Annotated in this window: 15 protein-coding genes and 1 pseudogene; 12 read left to right on the top strand and 4 right to left on the bottom strand. The window is 58.3% G+C overall.

What is annotated here, in order from left to right:
• Positions 1-79: 79 nt before the first annotated feature.
• The 3 genes from PspR84_RS28395 (at position 80) to PspR84_RS28385 (ending at position 3,499) form a co-directional block, all read left to right on the top strand.
• Entirely contained in the window at positions 80-628 is a 549-nt protein-coding gene (locus PspR84_RS28395) for a cupin domain-containing protein (protein WP_007920393.1), read from the top strand.
• A gap of 181 nt (positions 629-809) precedes the next feature.
• Entirely contained in the window at positions 810-1,223 is a 414-nt protein-coding gene (locus tag PspR84_RS28390) for a c-type cytochrome (protein WP_160060148.1), read from the top strand.
• Positions 1,224-1,576: 353 nt separating this feature from the next.
• Entirely contained in the window at positions 1,577-3,499 is a 1,923-nt protein-coding gene (locus PspR84_RS28385) for an acetyl-CoA hydrolase/transferase C-terminal domain-containing protein (protein ID WP_160059906.1), read from the top strand.
• A gap of 131 nt (positions 3,500-3,630) precedes the next feature.
• On the opposite strand, the gene PspR84_RS28380 is transcribed toward PspR84_RS28385, so the two are convergent.
• Positions 3,631-4,203 carry a xanthine phosphoribosyltransferase gene (locus PspR84_RS28380; protein ID WP_034152041.1) on the bottom strand — a complete coding sequence of 191 codons (573 nt, stop codon included), beginning with the start codon at positions 4,201-4,203 and terminating at the stop codon, positions 3,631-3,633.
• A gap of 59 nt (positions 4,204-4,262) precedes the next feature.
• On the bottom strand, positions 4,263-6,272 hold the full coding sequence (rep, locus tag PspR84_RS28375; protein ID WP_008086063.1) for a DNA helicase Rep: 2,010 nt from the start codon (positions 6,270-6,272) through the stop codon (positions 4,263-4,265).
• A gap of 262 nt (positions 6,273-6,534) precedes the next feature.
• On the opposite strand from rep, the gene PspR84_RS28370 reads away from it, so the two are divergent.
• On the top strand, positions 6,535-8,208 hold the full coding sequence (locus PspR84_RS28370) for a bifunctional diguanylate cyclase/phosphodiesterase (protein WP_160059905.1): 1,674 nt from the start codon (positions 6,535-6,537) through the stop codon (positions 8,206-8,208).
• A gap of 107 nt (positions 8,209-8,315) precedes the next feature.
• Here the strand turns inward: PspR84_RS28370 and PspR84_RS28365 are convergent, their stop codons facing one another.
• Positions 8,316-9,713, bottom strand: a complete 1,398-nt coding sequence (locus tag PspR84_RS28365) for a NorM family multidrug efflux MATE transporter (protein ID WP_160059904.1) — start codon at positions 9,711-9,713, stop codon at positions 8,316-8,318.
• 158 nt (positions 9,714-9,871) lie between these two features.
• Between PspR84_RS28365 and PspR84_RS28360 the strand changes: the two genes are divergently transcribed.
• From PspR84_RS28360 to PspR84_RS28350, 3 genes are all read left to right on the top strand, one after another.
• Complete coding sequence (locus PspR84_RS28360) at positions 9,872-10,792, top strand: LysR substrate-binding domain-containing protein (protein WP_160059903.1); 921 nt, start codon at positions 9,872-9,874, stop codon at positions 10,790-10,792.
• A gap of 184 nt (positions 10,793-10,976) precedes the next feature.
• Positions 10,977-12,953, top strand: a complete 1,977-nt coding sequence (locus tag PspR84_RS28355; protein WP_160059902.1) for a methyl-accepting chemotaxis protein — start codon at positions 10,977-10,979, stop codon at positions 12,951-12,953.
• A 219-nt stretch (positions 12,954-13,172) separates the two neighbouring features.
• Complete coding sequence (locus PspR84_RS28350; protein ID WP_160059901.1) at positions 13,173-14,387, top strand: aldose 1-epimerase family protein; 1,215 nt, start codon at positions 13,173-13,175, stop codon at positions 14,385-14,387.
• Here the strand turns inward: PspR84_RS28350 and PspR84_RS28345 are convergent.
• Positions 14,384-15,031 (bottom strand): annotated as a pseudogene (locus tag PspR84_RS28345) (ATP-binding protein); the annotation flags it as partial. The gene PspR84_RS28350 and the pseudogene PspR84_RS28345 overlap by 4 nt on opposite strands.
• A 235-nt stretch (positions 15,032-15,266) precedes the next feature.
• On the opposite strand from PspR84_RS28345, the gene PspR84_RS28340 reads away from it, so the two are divergent.
• The 5 genes from PspR84_RS28340 to PspR84_RS28320 all read left to right on the top strand — a co-directional run bounded on the left by PspR84_RS28340 (position 15,267) and on the right by PspR84_RS28320 (position 21,169).
• Positions 15,267-15,818, top strand: coding sequence for a TnsA endonuclease N-terminal domain-containing protein (locus PspR84_RS28340; protein WP_238785180.1), 552 nt, complete (start codon positions 15,267-15,269; stop codon positions 15,816-15,818).
• Positions 15,815-17,734 (top strand): Mu transposase C-terminal domain-containing protein, encoded by a 1,920-nt coding sequence (locus PspR84_RS28335; RefSeq protein WP_160059899.1) that lies wholly within the window; start codon positions 15,815-15,817, stop codon positions 17,732-17,734. The genes PspR84_RS28340 and PspR84_RS28335 overlap by 4 nt, the downstream gene beginning before the upstream one ends.
• Positions 17,731-18,624, top strand: coding sequence for a TniB family NTP-binding protein (locus tag PspR84_RS28330; RefSeq protein WP_160059898.1), 894 nt, complete (start codon positions 17,731-17,733; stop codon positions 18,622-18,624). Before PspR84_RS28335 ends, PspR84_RS28330 begins: the two co-directional genes overlap by 4 nt.
• A gap of 839 nt (positions 18,625-19,463) precedes the next feature.
• On the top strand, positions 19,464-19,694 hold the full coding sequence (locus PspR84_RS29750) for a hypothetical protein (RefSeq protein ID WP_238785179.1): 231 nt from the start codon (positions 19,464-19,466) through the stop codon (positions 19,692-19,694).
• A gap of 242 nt (positions 19,695-19,936) precedes the next feature.
• Positions 19,937-21,169 (top strand): hypothetical protein, encoded by a 1,233-nt coding sequence (locus PspR84_RS28320; protein WP_238785178.1) that lies wholly within the window; start codon positions 19,937-19,939, stop codon positions 21,167-21,169.
• Positions 21,170-21,181 lie beyond the last annotated feature (12 nt).

Here is a 21,181-nt window from a genome sequence, read left to right as displayed (position 1 = left end):
GGGGGTCAAGTGTTGTAAATACTGAACGCTGTCGCCATGATAACGCTCAATATTCTTACAACATCAGGAGGCTCCCGCCTTGGACGTCGGTGAACGACTGCAATCGATCCGCAAGCTCAAAGGGCTTTCCCAGCGTGAACTCGCCAAACGCGCGGGCGTCACCAACAGCACCATTTCGATGATCGAAAAGAACAGCGTCAGCCCCTCGATCAGTTCGTTGAGAAAGGTACTGGGCGGGATTCCCATGTCCATGGTCGAGTTCTTTTCCGAAGAAATCCTGCAGGAAGTCCCGACCCAGATCGTCTACAAGGCCAACGAGCTGATCGACATTTCCGACGGTGCCGTGACCATGAAGCTGGTCGGCCGCGCACACCCCAGCCGCGCCATCGCCTTCCTCAATGAAATCTACCCGCCGGGCGCCGATACCGGCGAAGAAATGCTCACCCATGAAGGCGAGGAAACCGGGATTCTGGTGGAAGGTCGTCTGGAACTGGTGGTGGGCTTGGAAACTTTTATTCTCGAAGCCGGCGACAGCTACTACTTTGAAAGTACCAAGCCGCACCGTTTCCGTAATCCGTTCGACGCGCCTGCGCGACTAATCAGCGCAGCCACGCCGGCGAATTTTTAACAAAGAGGTGCCAAGCCATGATGGCAAAGGCACCCGGAGAGTTTTTCTACCGTGCGGTATAACCCCTTCGACTATGGGGTTGTTTCAGTGTGACGGGCTACCCGCTATACTTCCGCCCGCCTGCGAACCGTGGCCGCAGGCGTGAATAGCCACCATTGAGGGTGAACGCGTGAACCTAATTATGAAAATGCTGGCTGCACCAGCAACCGTACTGGCCCTCTGGGCTGTCAGCGCTCAAGCTGCGCCGAATGACGACATTGCCAAACGCCTCGAGCCAGTCGGCCAGGTGTGTGTTCAGGGGCAGGAATGCAAAGGGATGGAAGTGGCTGCGACTGCCGGCGGCGGTGATGCCAAGACTCCAGACTCAATCATTGCCAAACATTGCAACGCTTGCCATGGCTCCGGCCTGTTAGGCGCGCCGAAAATCGGTGACACCGCAGCCTGGAAAGAACGAGCCGATCACCAGGGCGGCCTCGACGGCATCCTGGCCAAGGCCATCACCGGCATCAATGCCATGCCGCCTAAAGGCACATGCGCCGATTGCTCCGACGCCGACCTGAAAGGCGCAATCGAGAAGATGTCCGGCCTGAAGTAAGGCGCACTTCTGACGAAAAAAACCGTCTTCGGACGGTTTTTTTGTGGGCGCGATTCAAGAACCCCTCACCCCAGCCCTCTCCCGGAGGGAGAGGGGGCAGACCGAGGTTCCGACATCGACCTGAAAGACCTTAGCGATTATGGATTCAACAAAGCTATTTCACGTCGGCGTACCTCCCCAATATCCCCCATTCAGTCCCCTCTCCCTCCGGGAGAGGGCTAGGGTGAGGGTGACGGTTTAAGGCCCTAAACGAATCTGGAAAAAACACTGATCCAATCTCCAAGCTGTTCATTGCAGCAAACTCAAGGCAAGCTCGGTCTACCCCTATTCACGGAACGGGCAGGAGGCTTCAGATGGTGCAGTTGTGTTCGATCGAACAGGCAGTGGACGACGTGCTGGCACGCTTGCCGGCGCACATCCACATGGGCATGCCGCTGGGCCTGGGCAAGCCCAATCACTTCGTCAATGCGCTGTACCGGCGGATCAAAGACCTGCCCGAGCGGCAACTGACGATCTACACCGCGCTGTGCCTCGGCCGGCCGAACCTGGGTGACGGTTTGCAGAAGCGCTTTATCGAACCCTTCGTCGAACGCGTCTTCGGTGACTACCCGGAATTCGATTTCCTCGCCGACCTGCACCGCGACAGCCTGCCCGCCAACATTCGCATCGAACAGTTCTTCATGCAGCCCGGCAGCCTGCTCAATAGCGCGCCGGCCCAGCAGGATTACGTCAGCAGCAACTACAGCCACGCCGCGCGCGACATCAACGCCGCCGGGCTGAATCTGGTGGCGCAATTGCTCGCCAGCAGCAGCGAACATCCGGATCGCCTGAGCCTGAGCTGCAACCCGGACATCACCCTCGACCTGTTGCCGATGATCGCCAAGCGTCGCGAGGCCGGGGAGACTATTTTGCTGGTCGGCCAGGTGCACACCGATCTGCCGTACATGCCCGGCGACGCCGAAGTCGATATCGACACCTTCGACCTGCTGATCGACGCGAAGGACAGCAGCACGCTATTTTCCACGCCAAACATGCCCGTCGGTTTTCAGGATCATTTCATTGGCTTGCACGCGAGTACGCTGGTGCGCGACGGCGGTACGTTGCAGATCGGCATCGGTTCGATGGGCGACGCGTTGACCGCCGCATTGCTGGCGCGTCAGGCGGATAACCCCGGTTATAAGGCGTTGCTCGACGACATCAACCTCAGCCAATGGGCGCAATTGATCAACCGCGAGGGCGGCACTGGGCCATTCGCCAAAGGCCTTTACGGCTGCAGCGAAATGTTCGTCAATGGCCTGCTGGTATTGGCGGACGCGGGAATTATTCGGCGCAAGGTCTACCCCGACGTGCAGACTCAGGAACAGGCCAACGCCGGCACCCTCGACGAGGCCGCGCAAACTGACGGCATCTCGGTGCACGGCGGTTTCTTCCTTGGCCCGCGCAGTTTTTACGAGCGCTTACGTGAGCTGCCACTGAGCAAACGCCTCGAATTCAACATGACCCGCATCAGCTACATCAACGAGCTCTACGGGCAGGAAGAACTCAAGCGTCTGCAGCGCCTCGACGCGCGATTCATCAACACCGTGTTCACCATGACCCTGCTTGGCGCTGGCGTGGCGGATCAACTGGAAGATGGCCGAGTACTCAGCGGTGTCGGCGGGCAGTACAACTTCGTCGCGCAGGGGCACGCGCTGCACGATGCGCGTTCGATTCTGATCCTGCGCAGCTGGCGTGAGTCCGGTGGCGACGTCAGCTCCAACATCGTTTGGGAATACGGCCATTGCACGATCCCACGGCACCTGCGCGACATCGTCGTCACAGAGTACGGCATCGCTGATTTGCGCGGTAAATCCGATGCGGTCGTCATTGAATCGCTGCTGAATATCAGCGATTCACGCTTCCAGCAGGGCCTGATCGAGCAAGCGCAAAAAGTCGGCAAGCTGCCAAAGGATTTCCGTCTCGATCCGCGCTTCACCGAGAACACGCCTCAGCGTTTGCAAGCCATCGCCGCACGCCATCCGAACCTGTTTCCCGAGTATCCGCTGGGCTGTGATTTCACCGCGATCGAACGGGATCTATTGCGTGCGCTGAATTGGCTGAAGAGCAAATTCAAACTCACCGAGATTCTGGAGCTGGGCAAGGCAGCTCTCGATGCGCCGGAGGCTTCGCTATACCCCGAGCACCTTGAGCGCATGCAACTTACAAACCCGGAAGGCCTGAAAGAAGACCTGTTCCAGCGCCTGCTCCTCACCGGCCTGAAAGCCACCGCGCAATAACTGCCTGACCCAAAACAACTGTAGGAGTGAGCCTGCTCGCGATAGCGGTGTATCAGTCGACGAAAATATCAGCTGACACTACGCTATCGCGAGCAGGCTCACTCCTACAGGGGGACTGCGGTGCTGCTGGTTTATTCGATGAAGGTGACCACGCCACCTGTCAGCGATTTCACGCGGGCCAGCGATTCAACGCGGTAGCCCTGCGAGTCCAGTTCGGCGCGGCCGCCCTGGAACGACTTCTCGATGACGATGCCCAGACCGGCAACGGTCGCGCCGGCCTGTTTGATGATCGAGATCAGCGCTTGCGAGGCCTTACCGTTGGCCAAAAAGTCGTCGATGATCAGCACGCGGTCGCTGCTGGTCAGGTGGCGCGGGGAGATGGCCACGGTGCTTTCGGTCTTTTTGGTGAACGAGTAAACGGTCGCCGACAGCAGGTTTTCCGTCAGGGTCAGGGACTGTTGCTTGCGGGCGAAGATCACCGGCACGCCGAGGTTCAGACCGGTCATGATCGCCGGGGCGATGCCCGAGGCTTCGATGGTGACGATCTTGGTGATGCCCGAATCCTTGAACAGCGAGGCGAATTCGTCGCCGATCAGCTTCATCAGGGCCGGGTCGATCTGGTGGTTCAGGAAGGCATCGACCTTCAGGACCTGGTCGGAAAGCACAATGCCTTGTTCGCGGATTTTCTGCTGCAATGCTTCCATGAAGCTGTCCTCTTTTGGCGCTTGGTGCGCCGAAGGTCTAGTAAAAAAAGTGGTCAATTCTAGCGCTTTAACATCGCGCGTATATCAGCCAATGCGCTGTTGCCGCGCACGACTTTGACTTCGGTGGGTGTGTCGTCGTTGCCTTCCCACGCGAGATCGTCCGGCGGCAGCTCATCGAGAAAGCGGCTGGGCGCGCAGTCGATGATCTCGCCGTACTGCTTGCGCTTGGCGGCGAAGGTGAAGGCCAGGGTCTGGCGCGCGCGGGTGATGCCCACGTAGGCCAGGCGGCGTTCTTCTTCGATGGTGTCGGCTTCGATGCTGGAGCGGTGCGGGAGGATTTCTTCTTCCATGCCCATGATGAACACGTAAGGGAATTCCAGACCCTTGGACGCATGCAGCGTCATCATTTGCACGCCTTCGGCGCCGTCTTCCTCTTCCTGCTGACGTTCGAGCATGTCGCGCAGGACCAGTTTGCCGATGGCGTCCTCGACGGTCATTTCGCCTTCTTCGTCCTTCTCGAGGGTGTTTTTCAACGCCTCGATCAGGAACCAGACGTTGCTCATACGGTAATCGGCAGCCTTGTCGCTGGAGCTGTTGGTGCGCAGCCAGTTCTCGTAGTCGATGTCCATGACCATGCTGCGCAGGGCGGAGATCGGGTCTTCGCCGGCGCACTGCTCGCGCACCTTGTCCATGAAACGCTTGAAGCGCGACAGGCGATCGGTGAAGCGGCTGTCCAGATGCTCGCCCAGACCGATTTCGTCGGTGGCGGCGTACATCGAGATCTTGCGTTCGGTGGCGTAGTTGCCGAGTTTTTCCAGCGTGGTCGAGCCGATTTCCCGGCGCGGCACGTTGATCACCCGCAGGAAGGCGTTGTCGTCATCCGGGTTGACGATCAGGCGGAAGTAGGCCATCAGGTCTTTCACTTCCTGACGGCCGAAGAAGCTGTTACCTCCGCTCAGGCGGTACGGCACCTGATGGTGCTGCAGCTTCAGTTCGATCAGCTTGGCCTGATAGTTACCGCGATAAAGGATGGCGAAATCGCTGTATGGACGGTCGGTGCGCAAGTGCAGGCTGAGGATTTCCATGGCCACGCGCTCGGCTTCGGCGTCCTCGTTGCGGCAGCGGATCACGCGGATCTCGTCGCCGTGGCCCATCTCGCTCCACAGCTGCTTTTCGAATTCGTGCGGGTTGTTCGAGATCAGCACGTTGGCGCAACGCAGGATGCGACTCGTCGAGCGGTAGTTCTGCTCGAGCATCACCACTTTCAAGGACGGATAGTCGTCCTTGAGCAACATCAGGTTTTCCGGGCGCGCGCCGCGCCAGGCGTAGATCGACTGGTCGTCGTCGCCTACCACAGTGAACTGGTTGCGCTTGCCGATGAGCATTTTCACTAGCAAATATTGGCTGGCGTTGGTGTCCTGATACTCGTCGACTAGCAGGTAGCGCACTTTGTTCTGCCACTTTTCGAGGATGTCGGCGTGTTCTTCGAAGAGTTTTACCGGCAGCAGGATCAAGTCGTCGAAGTCCACCGCGTTGAACGCTTTCAGCGTGCGCTGATAGTGGGTGTAGACGATGGCGGCAGTCTGCTCCTTGGGATTACGCGCGTTCTCCAGCGCCTGCGGCGGCAGGATCAGGTCGTTTTTCCAGGCGCCGATCATGTTCTTGATTTCGTCGACGCCGTCTTCGCCCGCGTATTCCTTCTGCATGATGTCGGTCATCAGGGACTTGACGTCGGTCTCGTCAAAGATCGAGAAACCGGGCTTGTAGCCCAGCCGCGCGTGTTCCTTGCGGATGATGTTCAGACCAAGGTTGTGGAACGTGCAGACCGTCAGGCCGCGACCTTCACCGGCGCGCAGCAGGGTGCCGACCCGCTCTTTCATCTCGCGCGCGGCCTTGTTGGTAAAGGTCATGGCGACGATGTACTGGGCGCGGATGCCGCAGTTCTGGATCAGGTGCGCGATTTTACGCGTGATCACGCTGGTCTTGCCGGAGCCAGCACCGGCGAGCACCAATAGAGGGCCGCCGACGTAGTTCACGGCTTCTTGCTGCCGGGGATTGAGTCGGGACATACGAAAATTCGGGAGTCGTTGACGAAATGGGCCGGCATTTTAACAGGCTCAGCGATTTGTGCTGCTCTCTCCGACTTGTGACGTACCACGCGATTCAAATTTGCCGGTTTTGTTACTTTCACGCAGGATGCGCGGTGATTTTGCGGCTAATGTTCTCATTCGTGACACAAAATAACGTTTTGATAACCGTTGTCATTTGGTCATTGAACATCGCAACGGCATAATGCCCCGCCCACATCATTGCAGAGTCTAGGGAGCTAGCTTGTCTACGCCTGTCGAACCCTTGCGTTTGCTGCTACTGGCCGAAGAGCCTGCGTGGACAGCGTTATTGCGCGAGTGTCTGGCTCCGATGGGGAGCGCGGCGGTGCTGATCAGCGCGCCGAGCTGGGAGTCGGTCAGCAGTTTGTTCGAAGACAACCGCAATGCGGTGTTGTTGACCCTTCCGGCATTGCAACCGGCACCCGGCCGTTGCAGCCTGCCGACGGTCTTGCTGCTGGAACATGAGCCGGACACCGCGCCGGTTGGCGTCAGTGACTGGCTGGTGTTCGACGCCCTCGACGCCGGCATGCTACGGCGTTGCCTGCGCCATGTACGCGAACGCGGCGTTCTCGAAACCACGCTGCAACGCCTGGCCGAACAGGATCCGCTGACCGGCATTGCCAACCGTCAGGGTTTTCAGACCTTGCTCGCCGCGCGCCTCGCGGAAAACGACGGTCGCGGCCTGGCCCTCGGGCATCTTGATCTCGACAACTTCCGCCACGCCAACGACGCGCTTGGCCATCAGGCCGGCGATCGCTTGATCCTGCAAGTCGTCGCGCGGCTGAAAAGTCAGCTCGAGGCGGGCGATCAACTGGCACGCCTCGGCAGCGATGAATTTGCTTTGCTGATCGACACCCGCCGCGCTCCGCAGCGCGCCGAGTGGATGGCCGAACGCATCACCGAAGCGCTCGCCGAACCTTACTGGGTTGATGGCGAGAGCCTGCTGATCGGCTCCAGCCTCGGCATCGCCCACGCCCGGGCGCAGGGCGGCGCCGACCCGCTGATGTGGCACGCGCACATCGCCATGCAGCAGGCAAAAAGTACCCAAGGCTGCACTTTTCATATCTTCAACGAACGCATCAACCGCAACGCGCGGAGCATGGCTGATCTGGAAAGCGAACTGCGCCGGGCCTTGCGCCGCGATGAGCTGGAACTGCATTACCAGCCCCGTCTGAATATGCAGGATGGCCAGATTGTCGGCCTCGAAGCGTTGGTACGTTGGCGGCACAGCGAGCGCGGCCTGCTGCCGCCGAGTGAATTCGTGCCACTGGCCGAGCAGAGTGGTTTGATCGTGCCGTTGGGTTACTGGGTGATTTCCCGGGCCCTGCGTGACATGCAGGCGCTGCGCGAGCGCGGGTTGCCGGCGCTGCACATGGCGATCAACCTGTCGTTCCGCCAGTTCCAGGACAGTCAGTTATTGCCGACATTGAGCCGATTGATTGCAGAGCGTGGCGTCGAAGCGCAATGGCTGGAGTTTGAGCTGACCGAAACGGCCGTGATGCGCCGCAGCGATCTGGTCAAGCAGACCATGGATGCGCTTGGTCGCCTCGGCGTGCGCTTTTCTCTGGATGACTTCGGCACCGGGTTTTCCTCGTTCGTGCACCTCAACAGCCTGCCGATCACCTTGTTGAAGATCGACAAGAGCTTCGTTGGCGGCATGGAACAACGCGAAGAAAACCGCAAACTGGTGCACGCGATGATCAATCTCGCGCACAACCTGCATCTGGAAGTGGTCGCGGAGGGGGTGGAAACTCCTGAACAGCTAGAACTGCTGCGCGGGTTTGGTTGCGATCAGGTGCAGGGTTATCTGATCAGCCGGCCGTTGCCGTTGGCGGAACTGGTTGAGTATCTGACCTTCGGCTCAAGCCAGCAGTCAGCCCTCGAGATCGTGAGCTGAGCACATAACCAATGTAGGAGTGAGCCTGCTCGCGATAGCGGTGTGTCAGAAATGATGAGTTGTCTGACACACCGCTATCGCGAGCAGGCTCACTCCTACAAGGGATCTCAGTCGGTCTGCGGGACAGTGAACTGACTTGATGACGCAGGCTCCAGCCGAATCATCCGCTTCATCTTCCATTCAAACGCCAGCGTCAAACTCACCGCCGCACACGCCAACCCCAGCGCCAACCCCCACCAGACGCCCGTCGGCCCCCAATTGAGGTGGAACGCCATCCACCACGCGGCCGGTGCACCGATCAGCCAATAGCAGCCGAGACCGACCAGGAACGTGGTTTTCGCATCCTTGAGTCCGCGAATGCAGCCCATGGCAATCGTCTGCGTGCCGTCGAACAACTCAAACCACGCCGCCACCGCCAGCAGGCTCACCGCGAGGCGAATCACCTCGGCAAACGCCGGATCGTTGTGATCGAGAAACAACCCGACCAACTGGTTCGGCAGCAACCAGAACACCATGGCGAAACCCAGCATGACCACGGCGCCGAAGACGATCCCGACCCGCCCGGACATTCGCGCATCGTTCAATTGCCCGGCACCGTAGTGCTGACCGACACGCATGGTGATCGCGTACGACATCCCCGCCGGCACCATGAATGCCACCGAAACAATCTGCAGGGCAATCTGGTGTGCGCCCAGTTGCGTGCTGCCCATGGTGCCCATGCACAGCGCCGCGAAGGCGAACAAACCGACTTCCACAGCGTAGGTCCCGCCAATCGGCAGACCGAGGCGCCACAGTTCTTTCAGGTACTGGCGATTCGGCCGTGACAGGCCCGCGCGCAGCGGATAAGCGTCATACGCCGGATGCCGACGGATGTGCCAGGCCAATGCCAACGCCATGCAGTTGGCAACGATTGCCGTGACCAGGCCGATGCCCATCAGGCCCATTTTCGGCAGGCCGAACATGCCAGTGATCAGCGCGTAATTGAGCAGGAAGTTGGCCACCGTACCGGCCAGGCTGATAACCATCACCGGCGTCGCCCGGCCAATCGCACTGGTGAAGCCGCGCAAAGCCATGAAGCTGAGGTAGCCGGGCAGAGCGAAGGGCAGGGCGATCAGGAATTGTCCGGCGGCATTGACGTTGGTTTCGGTCTGGCCGAACAGCAGCAACACCGGTTTCAGGTTCCACAGCAGCAAGCCGGCGCCCAGTGCCATCAGCCACGCCAGCCACAACCCGGCCTGGGTCAGGCGTGCCGCGCCAATGATGTCGCCGGCGCCCTTGCGAATCGCCACCAGCGTGCCGACCGCCGCAATCACGCCGATGCAGAAAATCGACACGAACGAATAAGTCGCCGCACCCAGTCCGCCGCCAGCCAACGCTTCCGGACTGAGGCGCGCCATCATTAAAGTGTCAGTCAGCACCATCAACATGTGCGCCAACTGTGAAGCGATCAACGGCCCTGCCAGCCGCAGGATAGCCCAGAGTTCGGTACGCACAGGATGCTGCATGGTCATCACCACTCGATTTCAGAGGGAACAGGAGACCGTCGATTCTCGGCGCTTGGCAGGCGTTGCACAAAGGGATAAAAAGGATGGATGGCATGAGTAAAACTCATCCTGAGCAGATTCTGTCAGTCCGGCTGCATCCCGCTATAGGAGCTTTCTGTATGTCCCGTCGTCTTCCTCCCTTGTATGCCCTGCGCGCATTTGAAGCGGCGGCGCGACATAGCTCGTTCACCCGTGCGGCTGAAGAGTTGTCGATTACCCAGAGTGCGGTGAGCCGGCATATTCGAACCCTCGAAGATCACTTCGCCTGTCGGCTGTTTCATCGCAGCGGGCGCAATCTGCAACTGACCGAAGCGGCGCGTCTGCTATTGCCGGGAATCCGCGAAGGCTTCGGTGCTCTGGAGCGGGCCTGCAATACCTTGCGCGCCGAAGACGACATTCTGCGCATGAAGGCGCCGTCGACCCTGACCATGCGCTGGCTGCTCGCGCGACTCAGTCGCTTCCGCCACTTGCAGCCGGGCAACGAAGTGCAACTGACCAGCGCCTGGATGGATGTGGATTCGGTGGACTTCAACGATGAGCCTTTCGACTGTGCTGTGTTGTTGAGTGACGGGCATTTTCCGCCGGACTGGGAGGCCAGCCTGCTGTTTCCTGAAGAGCTGATTCCGGTGGGTGCGCCAAACCTGCTGAATGATCAGCCATGGGATCTGGCTCGACTGGCCTGCACCGAATTGCTCCACCCGACGCCCGACCGTCGCGATTGGCGCAGTTGGCTGGAGCACATGGGGCTGTCCGATCAGGTGTCGCTCAAGGGCGGACAGGTGTTCGATACCCTCGAGTTAGGGATGATCGCAGCGGCGCGCGGTTACGGTGTATCGATGGGTGATCTGTTGATGGTCGCCGAGGACGTCGCGCAAGGACGCCTGAGTCTGCCGTGGCCGACGGCCGTCGCCAGCGGACTGAATTATTATCTGGTGTGGCCAAAGACCCGTCCCGGAGGTGAACGTTTGCGCCGCCTCAGCGACTTTCTGCAAGGCGAAGTCCGCGCCATGGAGCTGCCGGCGGTTGAGCGCTTGAGCTGAAACGTTCGAGCCGCCACAATAGCGGCCTTGCGCCATACCCACGTTGCGCGCTCAAGTATTCGGTTTTCCCGCCGACTATGAGCAAGTGGAACCGTCGTGCCGGTATCCACGATTCGCCCCCACTATTAGAAAATTATCCGAGTCGAGATCAAGGAGGATCCCGTGGCTCGGCCAGGAGCTGTCCATGTCTCAACCTCGCGCTCGGATCGCCTCGCAGCTGGGCCTCGCGCTCGCTGTAATACTGGCGATAGTTATCAGTGGCAGTACGGTGTTCGCCTTGCGTTCGCTGGATTCCGCCAACCTCGCCACCCGTGAAGAGCATCTGGCCAGTGAGGCGCGGCTGCTGGCCGACCAACTGAGTACCTTTCACGGCACGCTGCGTGAAAGCACCCAGCGCCTGAGCGGACTGTTCGAGAAGCGCTTCAGCGCGGGTCTGAGCATTCACCCGAGTGAACCGGTGACGGTGGCCGGCACCCAGACCCCGGGTCTGCACCTGGGCAGCGAAGTCTTGAACAACAACTTCAAGGAGGTCGACGAGTTCAAACAGATGACCGCTGGCGTCGCCACCCTGTTCGTACGCAGCGGCGAAGACTTCGTGCGGGTCAGCACCTCGCTGACCAAGCAGGACGGCACGCGCGCCATCGGCACCTTGCTCGACCACGCGCACCCGGCCTACGCGAAGCTGATGGCAGGACAAAGCTACGTCGGTCGTGCCTTGTTGTTCGAGCGCTCCTACATGACCCAATACACCCCGGTGCGCGATGGCAGCGGCAAGGTGATTGCGGTGCTGTTCGTCGGTTTCGACTACACCGACGCGCAGAACGCCCAGTTCGACAACCTCAAGCGTTTCCGTATCGGTCAGACCGGCTCGCTGGCGCTGCTCGACGAGCAGAACAAATGGCTGGTCGCGCCAGCCGGTGTGCAAGCGCTGGATCAGTCGATTCCAGTGATCACTGGTCTGGCCAAGACGCCGGGCAAAGGTCAGTTCTGGGCTGACAAATCCGAGGATTTCTACAGCGTTGCCGTACCGTTCGACGGCGGGCCGTGGTCGGTGGTGGCGAGCATGCCGAAAGCCGAAATCCGTGCAGTGACCTGGAGCGTCGGTACGCAACTGGCGATCGGCAGTCTGTTGGCGATGCTGTTGGCGGTCGGTTCTGTGGTCTGGCTGCTGCGCAGCAAACTGGCGCCACTGAGTGACCTGGTGCGTCAGGCCGAAGCTTTGGGTGCTGGCGATCTGAGCGTGCGTCTGAACGTATCGAGCAACGATGAAATCGGTCAGTTGTCCCGCGCTTTCAACCAGATGAGCCAGGCGCTGTCGACGATGGTCGAGCACATCCGTCGCTCCTCGGAAGAGGTCAACAGCCGTGCCCAGGCCCTGTCCGGTTTGTCCGGCGGTGCCTATGAAGGCATGGAGCAACAATCTGGCGAAATCACCAGCATGGCCGGCGCGGTGGAAGAGTTCAGCGCAACGTCGCTGAACATTGCCGACAACATGGGCGCGACCCAGCGTCTGGCGCAGGAAAACGCCCAGCAAACCCAGATTGGCCGCAGCTCGATGGAAGAAGCGTCGTCCTCGCTGGAGCAAATCGCTGGCGCCCTGAACAGCACCGCCACCGTGATCAACACCCTCGGTCAGCGCTCGCAGGAAATTGGCGGCATCGTGGGTGTGATCACCTCGATCGCCGAGCAGACCAACCTTCTGGCACTTAACGCAGCAATCGAAGCTGCCCGTGCTGGTGAGCAGGGTCGTGGCTTTGCTGTGGTGGCCGATGAGGTGCGCAGCCTGGCTTCGCGTACTCGTCAGGCCACCGATGAAATTTCCAGCATGATTCACAGCATCCAGCAGGAAACCGGTAACGCGATCAGCACCATGGAGCAGGGCAATGTGCTGATGCAGGAAGGTTTGTCGCGCAATGCCAATGTTGCCTCGGCGCTGGCACGTATTGACGAGCAGAGCCGGTCGGCGGGGCAACAGTTTGCCGCGATTACCACGGCCACTCAGGAGCAGAGCAGCACCGCGACTCTGTTGAGCAGCAATTTGCAGAGCATCGCACTGGCCAACAGTGAGCAGCGTGAGGTTGTGTCGAACCTGGCTGTTACGGCTAAAGAGCTGGAGAAGCTGGCGGCGGATCTGCGTTCCGAGGTTGATCGCTTTCGTTGATGCGCCTTTGAAATAGCTTTCGCGAGCAGGCTCGCTCCCACAGTGTTCGGTGTGATTCACAGTTTTTGTGAAGACCCGGATCCCCTGTGGGAGCGAGCCTGCTCGCGATTGCATCACTGAGGATCTTCGGCAGAACATGCGATCTGTCGATCTAATACACTTGCTGAAACGTTTCCGCAGCGCTATAAAAATGGCACAACTCCAATAAAGGCTGCTGCCATGACCCCGCTCAAACTCGCCGTCGCCCTCGGCGCTTTCACTGCTGCATCCCACGCCGTGGCCTGGGATTACGTCCTTCTCGATACCAACAAGCCCGCGAAAAACTGGACCATCACCAGTGAACAGCTCGGTGTGAAAACCGACCAACCCTTCTCCGTAAGCCTGCGTACCTTGCACGGAGGGCGGCAGGAAGGTGTCAGCATCGTTGATATCGATAACGGCACGATGAAACTCTCGGTGGTACCAACCCGAGGCATGAATGTCTTGCAAGCCTCTGTCGGCAACGTGCGCATGGGTTGGGATTCGCCGGTCAAGGACGTGGTCAACCCGGCCTTCATCGAGCTCAACGGACGCGGTGGGCTGGGTTGGCTGGAAGGCTTCAATGAGCTGGTCGCCCGCTGCGGTTACGAATGGGTCGGCCATCCCGGCATCGATAATGGTGAGCTGCTGACCTTGCACGGACGCGCCGCCAACATTCCGGCGAGTACGGTCACGCTGCACATCGACGAAAAGCCGCCCTACGCCATCAGCCTGCGCGGCGAGCTGAAAGAGCAAGCGTTCAAGAAAGTCGACTTCTCGGTCGTCACTGAGCTGGTCACCGAGCCCGGCAGCGTGCGCTTCGCCCTCAACGATACGCTGACCAACAACGGCGATTACCCGAAGGAATACCAGGCGCTGTATCACAGCAACTTCAGTACGCCGTTCCTCGAGCAAGGCGCACGATTTGCCGCTCCGGTGAAACAGGTGTCGCCGTTCAACGACAAGGCCAAGGGTGATTTGCCAGACTGGCAGACCTACCGCGCACCGACCAAGGACTACGACGAAACCGTCTACAACGTCGTGCCCTATGCCGACGCCAAAGGCGAAACCCTGACCGTTTTGCATAACAAGACGGGCAGCCTCGGTGTTTCTGTTGGCTTCAATACCCAGCAGTTGCCGGTGTTCTCCCTGTGGAAAAATACCGATACCCAAGGCCAGGGCTATGTCACGGGGCTGGAGCCGGGCACCAGTTTTTCTTACAACCGCCGCTATCAGCGTCCGCTGAATCTGGTGCCGACCATTGCACCGAAAGAACACAAACAGTTCCAGATCAGCTACAGCCTGCTCGCGGACAAAGGTGCTGTGGATAAGGCCTTGAAGCGTGTGACCGAAATTCAGGCGGGGCGCGAGACCGAAGTGCGGCAGACGCCGCTGGTTGATCTGACCGAGCATTAAGGCGTCGCCGGCCGGTATTGCAGTGCCTCGGCCAAGTGTTCGCGTTTGATTGCATCGACTTGCTCGAGGTCTGCCAGAGTGCGGGCGACCTTGAGAAGCCGGTGCGCGGAACGCAGCGATAGCGTTAAACGCTCACAGGCCGACTCCAGCCAGGCTTCGTCGACTGTGGATAACTTGCAGTGCCGCTTCAATCCCGGCAGATCGAGAAACGCATTGGCGCAGCCTTGACGCTTTTGCTGCCGTTCTCGCGCCTCGGCTACCAACGCTGCGGCGCTGGCGCTGTCTTCTCCCGGCTTTACCTGCGGGTTCAACGCCGTCGCTTCCCGCGCCACCGTCAGGTGCAGATCAATCCGATCCAACAACGGCCCCGAAAGCTTGTTGCGATAGCGCTGGACCATGTCCGGTGTACACGAGCACTTGCCGCTCGGCTCGCCAAGATATCCACAGGGGCAGGGATTCATCGCTGCGACCAACTGGAAGCGTGCCGGAAAACGTACGCGATCCTTGGCTCGGGAAATCACGATATGACCCGACTCCAAAGGCTCGCGTAAAACCTCCAATACCTTGCGATCAAATTCTGGCAACTCATCGAGAAACAGCACGCCATGGTGGGCGAGGGTAATCTCACCGGGTTGCGGTTTTGAACTGCTGTGACATTCGGAATTAGATGCAACGTAACTGCGCTGCAGTGCGCATTCTGTCGTATGATTTACCCGAATAATTCGCAACTCAAACCTACTAATAAGTGCAACTGGCCGAATTATGGATAGCAATAGCTGCAACCAGCCTCAGTTCTCAGTTGCGAGGCGCATAAAATCTACGACGCGTAGCCTTTCTGGAGTGTTTGCTTTTCGCGGTCAGGGCGTTGCTTTCGAGTCCATGCTTGAGCGTGACTTTCTCAGTCGCATGGATTTCAGGAAGGATGTTCTGACTGTTCTCTCGCAGCCAGTGCAGTTGGATTTCGTTGCTCGCAGCGGCCGGTCTTATACCTATGTCCCCGATTATCTCGTTCATTTCCATGCACATACTTACCAGCGCCCCATGCTGGTCGAGGTCAAGCCGGCTGAAAACTGGCGTGAGAACTGGCGCGATCTGTTACCAAAATGGAAGGCCGCGTTGCGGTATGCGAAGGCGCGTGACTGGGACTTCCACATCTACGACGAATCGCGGATCAGAGGCCAGTCGTTGAAAAACATCCAATACCTGGAACGATTCAGGAATGCGGATTACGCGGATCAGGATCTGGACGCCATTATTCGCACGGTCGCTTTCAAGGGCATCGCAACGATCAGCTATCTCTTGGCACTTCACTTTCAAGGCGAAGAAGCCTTGGGCAAGTCCCATATCTTTCATCTCATCGCGACCCGTCAGCTGGACTGCGACATTTCTGGGCCTTTAAGCGATTCGCTAGAAGTCATGGTGGCCGAATGATTGACAACGTGAGTGGACAGTTGCACAGCGGGAAGATCGATAGATCGTTCGTCAATATTGCGCCGGGCGAGTTCGCTTGTTACCAAAAAGAGGTATTTCGGATCACCCAGGTATTGGATTTCCAATCCGTGCTCGCGATCAATGTTGAATCCGGGCAACCGAAGGTGATTCAAATTGGCGAGTTCAAGCCCTTTCTCGGAGACAAGATCAAGGGGCCGTATGCCGATTATGACTTGGAAGATATCGGTGCCGAGGAATGGGCCATTGCACAGAAACGCTATGCCGTCATAGTACCTCTTCTGGGCATCGACGGTCAGTCGCGTAGCGTGGTCGAGCAACGTGCGAAAGATGCAGGTGTTGATGCTGTTACGGTTTACCGATGGCTGCGCCGTTACAAAGAGCAAGGCGAAGTGACTGCACTCATCCCGCTCAAGCGTGGGTGGGGCAAAGGTCGCTCCAGGATCTCTGAAGGCGTCGAGAAGGTTATTGCCGAGACGATCGACGATTTTTACCTGACCGAGCAACGCCCGGATGTTGCCTCGACGGTTTATGAGGTCCGAAAGCGTTGCAAGGCGTTGAAGCTGTCTCCTCCGACGGTGTCAACGGTGCAGGCGCGCATCAAGAACATTCCTGATCGAACGCGTTTGCGAAGACGCGGCGATAAAGAGCTCGCGGGCAATAAATATGACCCGCGTCCGGGCGGACTCAATACTGAGTACCCGCTCCAGATCGTACAGATCGACCACACGCCGGCGGACATGATCATTGTCGACGACGTTCACCGGCGTCCCATCGGTCGTCCTTGGTTGACGCTGGCAATCTGTGTGTACTCGCGGATGGTGACCGGCTACTACTTGTCGATGGATGCCCCCTCTGCGGTCTCGGTGGCAATGTGTGTTGTCCATTCCATCTTACCCAAGGAAAAGTGGCTGGCGCTTCATGGGGTGGACGCTGAATGGCCGGTATGGGGAAAAATGGGCACCCTGCACAGTGATAACGGTGCTGACTTTAAAACCAACAGCCTTGTGCAGTCCTGTGTGAACCACAATATCCGTCGTGACTTCAGGCCAAAGAAAAACCCGCAATGGGGCGGACACATTGAGCGCTGGATGGGCACGTTCGCCGGCATCAACAAAAAAGACCGGGGTGCCACCTTCAGCAATCCTGCTGAGCGTCGTGAATACGACTCTGAGAAGCAGTCGATCTACACGTTTGCAGAGTATGAGCGGCGGTTGGTCAAAAACCTCATCAAGTACAACAACCAGTTCCATGAAGAGATCGACATGGCGCCGATCAGAAAATGGAATCTGGCGTTCTTCGGAGACAAAGAGCACGACCCTATTATGCCATTACCGCCCAGGGTCGCGGATCCTTGGGGTTTCCAACTCGACTTTCTGCCTTCGACGCTGCGAACCATCCATCCCTACGGTGTAGAAATGGACGCGCTGTATTTCGCTGAAGCACTTCGGCCCTGGATAGGCGAAACCGATCCAAAAACAGGCAAGGCTCGAAAATTCCTATTTCGGCGTGACCCTCGGGATATCAACCGAATCTGGTTCTACGATCCAGCTTTGAAAGAACACTTCGAGGTGCCGATCGTTCGCGGTCGATATGCCGGCGTTACGGTCGGTGAGTACGTCAACGCCAAGAAAAAAGCGAGGAAAGCAGGACGCGACGCGGTCAACCACGACGTCATCGAACGGATGTTGGATGAGAACAAGCAGCAAGAGATTGAGGCGGCCTTGCGCACCAAGCAGGCCCGCAAAAGTGCTCAGAAGCGTACGAACAACACCAAGCAAACTACACCAGCACGGCCCACGCCACACGTCGAGCCGAAGTTTCCACCTACTGGTTTACCTGATTCGCCGCAGCTGTTGTCGGTTGATGAAGTGGACACCTTCGGAGAAGTCTGGTGACTGATTACGCTCATATCACGCCCCAGTTCAGAGACGTGATGCAAAAGTCCGATCTTGATCGGCTCGCATTTCTGGATGAGCCGCGCTGGGTTGATTACCAGGCCGCTAAGAAGCTTATGGATATCCTCAACGGCCTGTTACGAAAGCCCGAGCGTCCTCGCATGCCAAACCTCATGCTCGTCGGTGAATCCAACACGGGCAAAACCACGGTGGTTACGCGGTTCAAGGAACTATCAGGCCAGCCCTACATCAGCGACGATGCGGTGAGCGTGCGGCCTGTGATCTGCGCGGAAGTCCACAAACCCGATGAGCGAGAGTTATATAACGCCATCCTTAGAGAGTTCTGGGCACCACACAACCCTGTCGCGCCGCTGGAAAAGCTTCGACACCAGGCCATCCATCTCTTACGTGATGCGCGCACCCGCATGCTCATCCTTGATGAAGTGCATACGATCAATAACGGATCGGCTGCCAAGCGTATGGATGTCATGAACGAGTTGAAGATGCTCTCGAACATTCTCCACATTCCATTGGTGTTGGTAGGGACACGAACGGCACTTCAGCTACTGGTGCTGGATTCGCAATACTCAAGTCGGTTCGAGGTCGTTTCGCTGCCCAACTGGTCAGTCAATGTGGATTTCCAGCGCTTCCTTAAAAGCTTTGAGTCAGTTCTCCCGCTCAAATTCGCTTCAAAACTTTACTCGCCGGAGCTCACCCCGCTCATTCACGCGATCTCCAATGGCAACACGGGCAACATCGAATACCTTTTACGTGAGTGCGCACGAGAGGCGATCCGAAACGGTTCGGAAGTGATTGACCGTCGATTGCTTGAGAAAAACCAATGGATGCGTCCTACCAGTGCAGATGGGGTGCGGGAGCGAGTCCTGTAAATCCCGTATGGCCGTTGGTGCCATCTCTTCTGCCAGACGAGGTCATCTCGTCCTGGTTGATGCGATGTGCTTTGGCACAGGGATGCGATGCAACGACGCTCACCGGTGAGGTCTGGCCAAGGCTGAGGTTCTGGTGCGGCGATCCGGACAGGGAGTTATCGATTGAACAGACGCTGCATTTAAATCGACTTTCGGGTATTCCAGCGGCTGCGCTTCATGCGGCCACTCTGCAACCGCTGCATCAGATGATGACGGGGAGTACGAATTTTCCAAGGGGGATAGCCCCTTGGTTTCTCTGTTTAGGATGTCGAAATCGACGCCGATGCGGCGGCCTACAATACTGCCCCACATGCTTCAGAGAACACCTCCCTCATTACTTGATACAGGATCGCCTGTCTTGGCACAGCGCGTGTCCGATTCACCAGGCGATCCTGCTGGATCGCTGTCAAAGCTGCCAGGCACCGCTGTGTCCCCAACTGCTTACACCTCCTGTAGAAACGTTAGGCCGGTGTCATCGGTGCGGATATGAGCTGTGCTTCGCCGCAACTGTGCCGGCACCGGACAAAGTTCTGCGTTTTCAGCATGCAACCGATGGGCTGTTTTCCCGGCCAGCGGTGAGCTATGGGGGGCACCATTTGCCGCTGGCTGAATGGCTTGCTCTATCGCGCTGGATGATTGGTATATTGCGCACCGCAGCGCGTGCACCTAGCCCCTGCACGGAGACGTTTTTTCGTGAGCTCGGTGTCAACCTGGGCGAGCTTAGGCCACCGCCTATAGGATTGCCGTTCGAGTACTTATCTCCTTTAGACCGCGCAAGCCTTCTTGCTAACGTTTGGAGCATGCTGGAAATCAATCCCGAGCGATTGATGGAAGTGGCTGAACGTGAACAAATTCGGCCATCGCTGCTGCTCCCGCGTTCGGGAAAGTTACCGTCTTCACTTGTCGGGCTTGCCGCAGTGCTGAAAAGCAGGCGATGCCGCAAAAACAGCCTGTCTCCAATCGACAATCCGCGCTCTGTGAAAAGCGTGTTGATGAGATGGCAACGATTGCTCAGGAAGTTTCAACGATGACGCCCCCAGAATTGCCGCTGCAATGCGATGAGTGCCAGTGCATCGCTACGAAGATTCACCGTCTCCACAAAGGGCGGCGATTCTGCAACACCTGCTATGCCCGACTGTTCAAACGCAGGTTGTGTTCGGGCTGCGGAAATTTTGGCCGGCTGCCTATATTTGAAAAGGATGCCAGGTGCATCCGCTGCGAGTCGAAAGCCCCCTGTGTGCGGTGCAATAAGACCGGGAAGCCGGTTGGACTGATGACGCTTTACGGCCCGGCATGTACCAGTTGTGCTCATCACTTTTCCGAGCCTGAACCGTGCGAGCGGTGCGGCAAACTGTCGACGAAACTAACCCGCGTTCTGGCGATCGATCCGGATGTGCGCTGCTGTCCTCAATGCGCAAGAGAAGGCGCGGCAACATGCCCGGATTGTCGCCATCACCGTTTCTTGGTCGAGGGCGATGATGGTCGGAAGCGGTGTAAGTTGTGCGCTGCGAAGGGCAAGGTTCGGTGTGCAACTTGCGCTCAGATGATGCCGGCGGGACGTAGGAACGAATGTGAAAATTGTGCTTGGGGAAAGAGCTTTGATCGGCGCGCGCGCATCCATGTTGAGACTTTCGACAATGCCAGCACGCGTCAGCGTTTCGATGAGTTCTGTCAGTGGCTAAAAAACGAGATGGGCGCTCACAAAGCTGCGCTGAAGCTCAAACACTACGTGCCTTTTTTCAGCTTTCTGGACGGACATCCCGTTGGGCTGCCTTCGTACGCTTGCTTGCTGGAGCACTTCAGCGCCGAAGGACTTCGCCGGATGCAGACCCCGATGCTATGGCTCAATACTCGGTATGGCGTCGCGGCCGATGAACAACTGCGCAAAGAACATTCTGAAAAGCGCAGGATTCGAGAAATGTTCGACTCGACGCCCGCGGGTGTCGGCCTTGATGCGTTACTGGGGTACTGGGCATACCTGCGGACTAAGCACGCTGATGGGGACACGTCGATAGGTTCTATTCGGCTCTCCCTGCGCGCCGCAAAAAATTTGTTGGTATCGGCTTCCCAGCTGTTCGATACGCTGCCCACGCAGAAGACGGTCACGGCCTACCTCACTCAGACGCCGGGACAGCGTGCGGCTGCTCAGGGCTTTATTGGTTACCTGAACCGCACCCATAACCTTAGTTTGAGGACAGAGCTGAGCGCGCGCGCGGTAGCGCGGGCGAAAAACCAGAAGTTGGAAGCGAAACTTTACGGCCTGTACTTCGCTGGTGGCGAAGGGGAGGCCTTCGAACGTACCTGGATCAAGACCGCCCTAATGCTTTTGCACAAAGTTAAAAACGTGAACAAGAAGACGCTGAATTACGAGGCGATGACCATGCAGGACGTGGCTGGCTTCAACGTGGTGCTCAACGCAAAAGTCTATTGGGTACCAGGCCCAACGTCGGCTCCCGCCTTTGCGTGCGAGACCGTACAGCGGTCAGCTGACGATGCTCATACGTAATGATGTCGTGGA

This window comes from Pseudomonas sp. R84 (assembly GCF_009834515.1).
Lineage (GTDB): Bacteria > Pseudomonadota > Gammaproteobacteria > Pseudomonadales > Pseudomonadaceae > Aquipseudomonas.
This window is presented reverse-complemented; position numbering and strand designations above follow the sequence as displayed.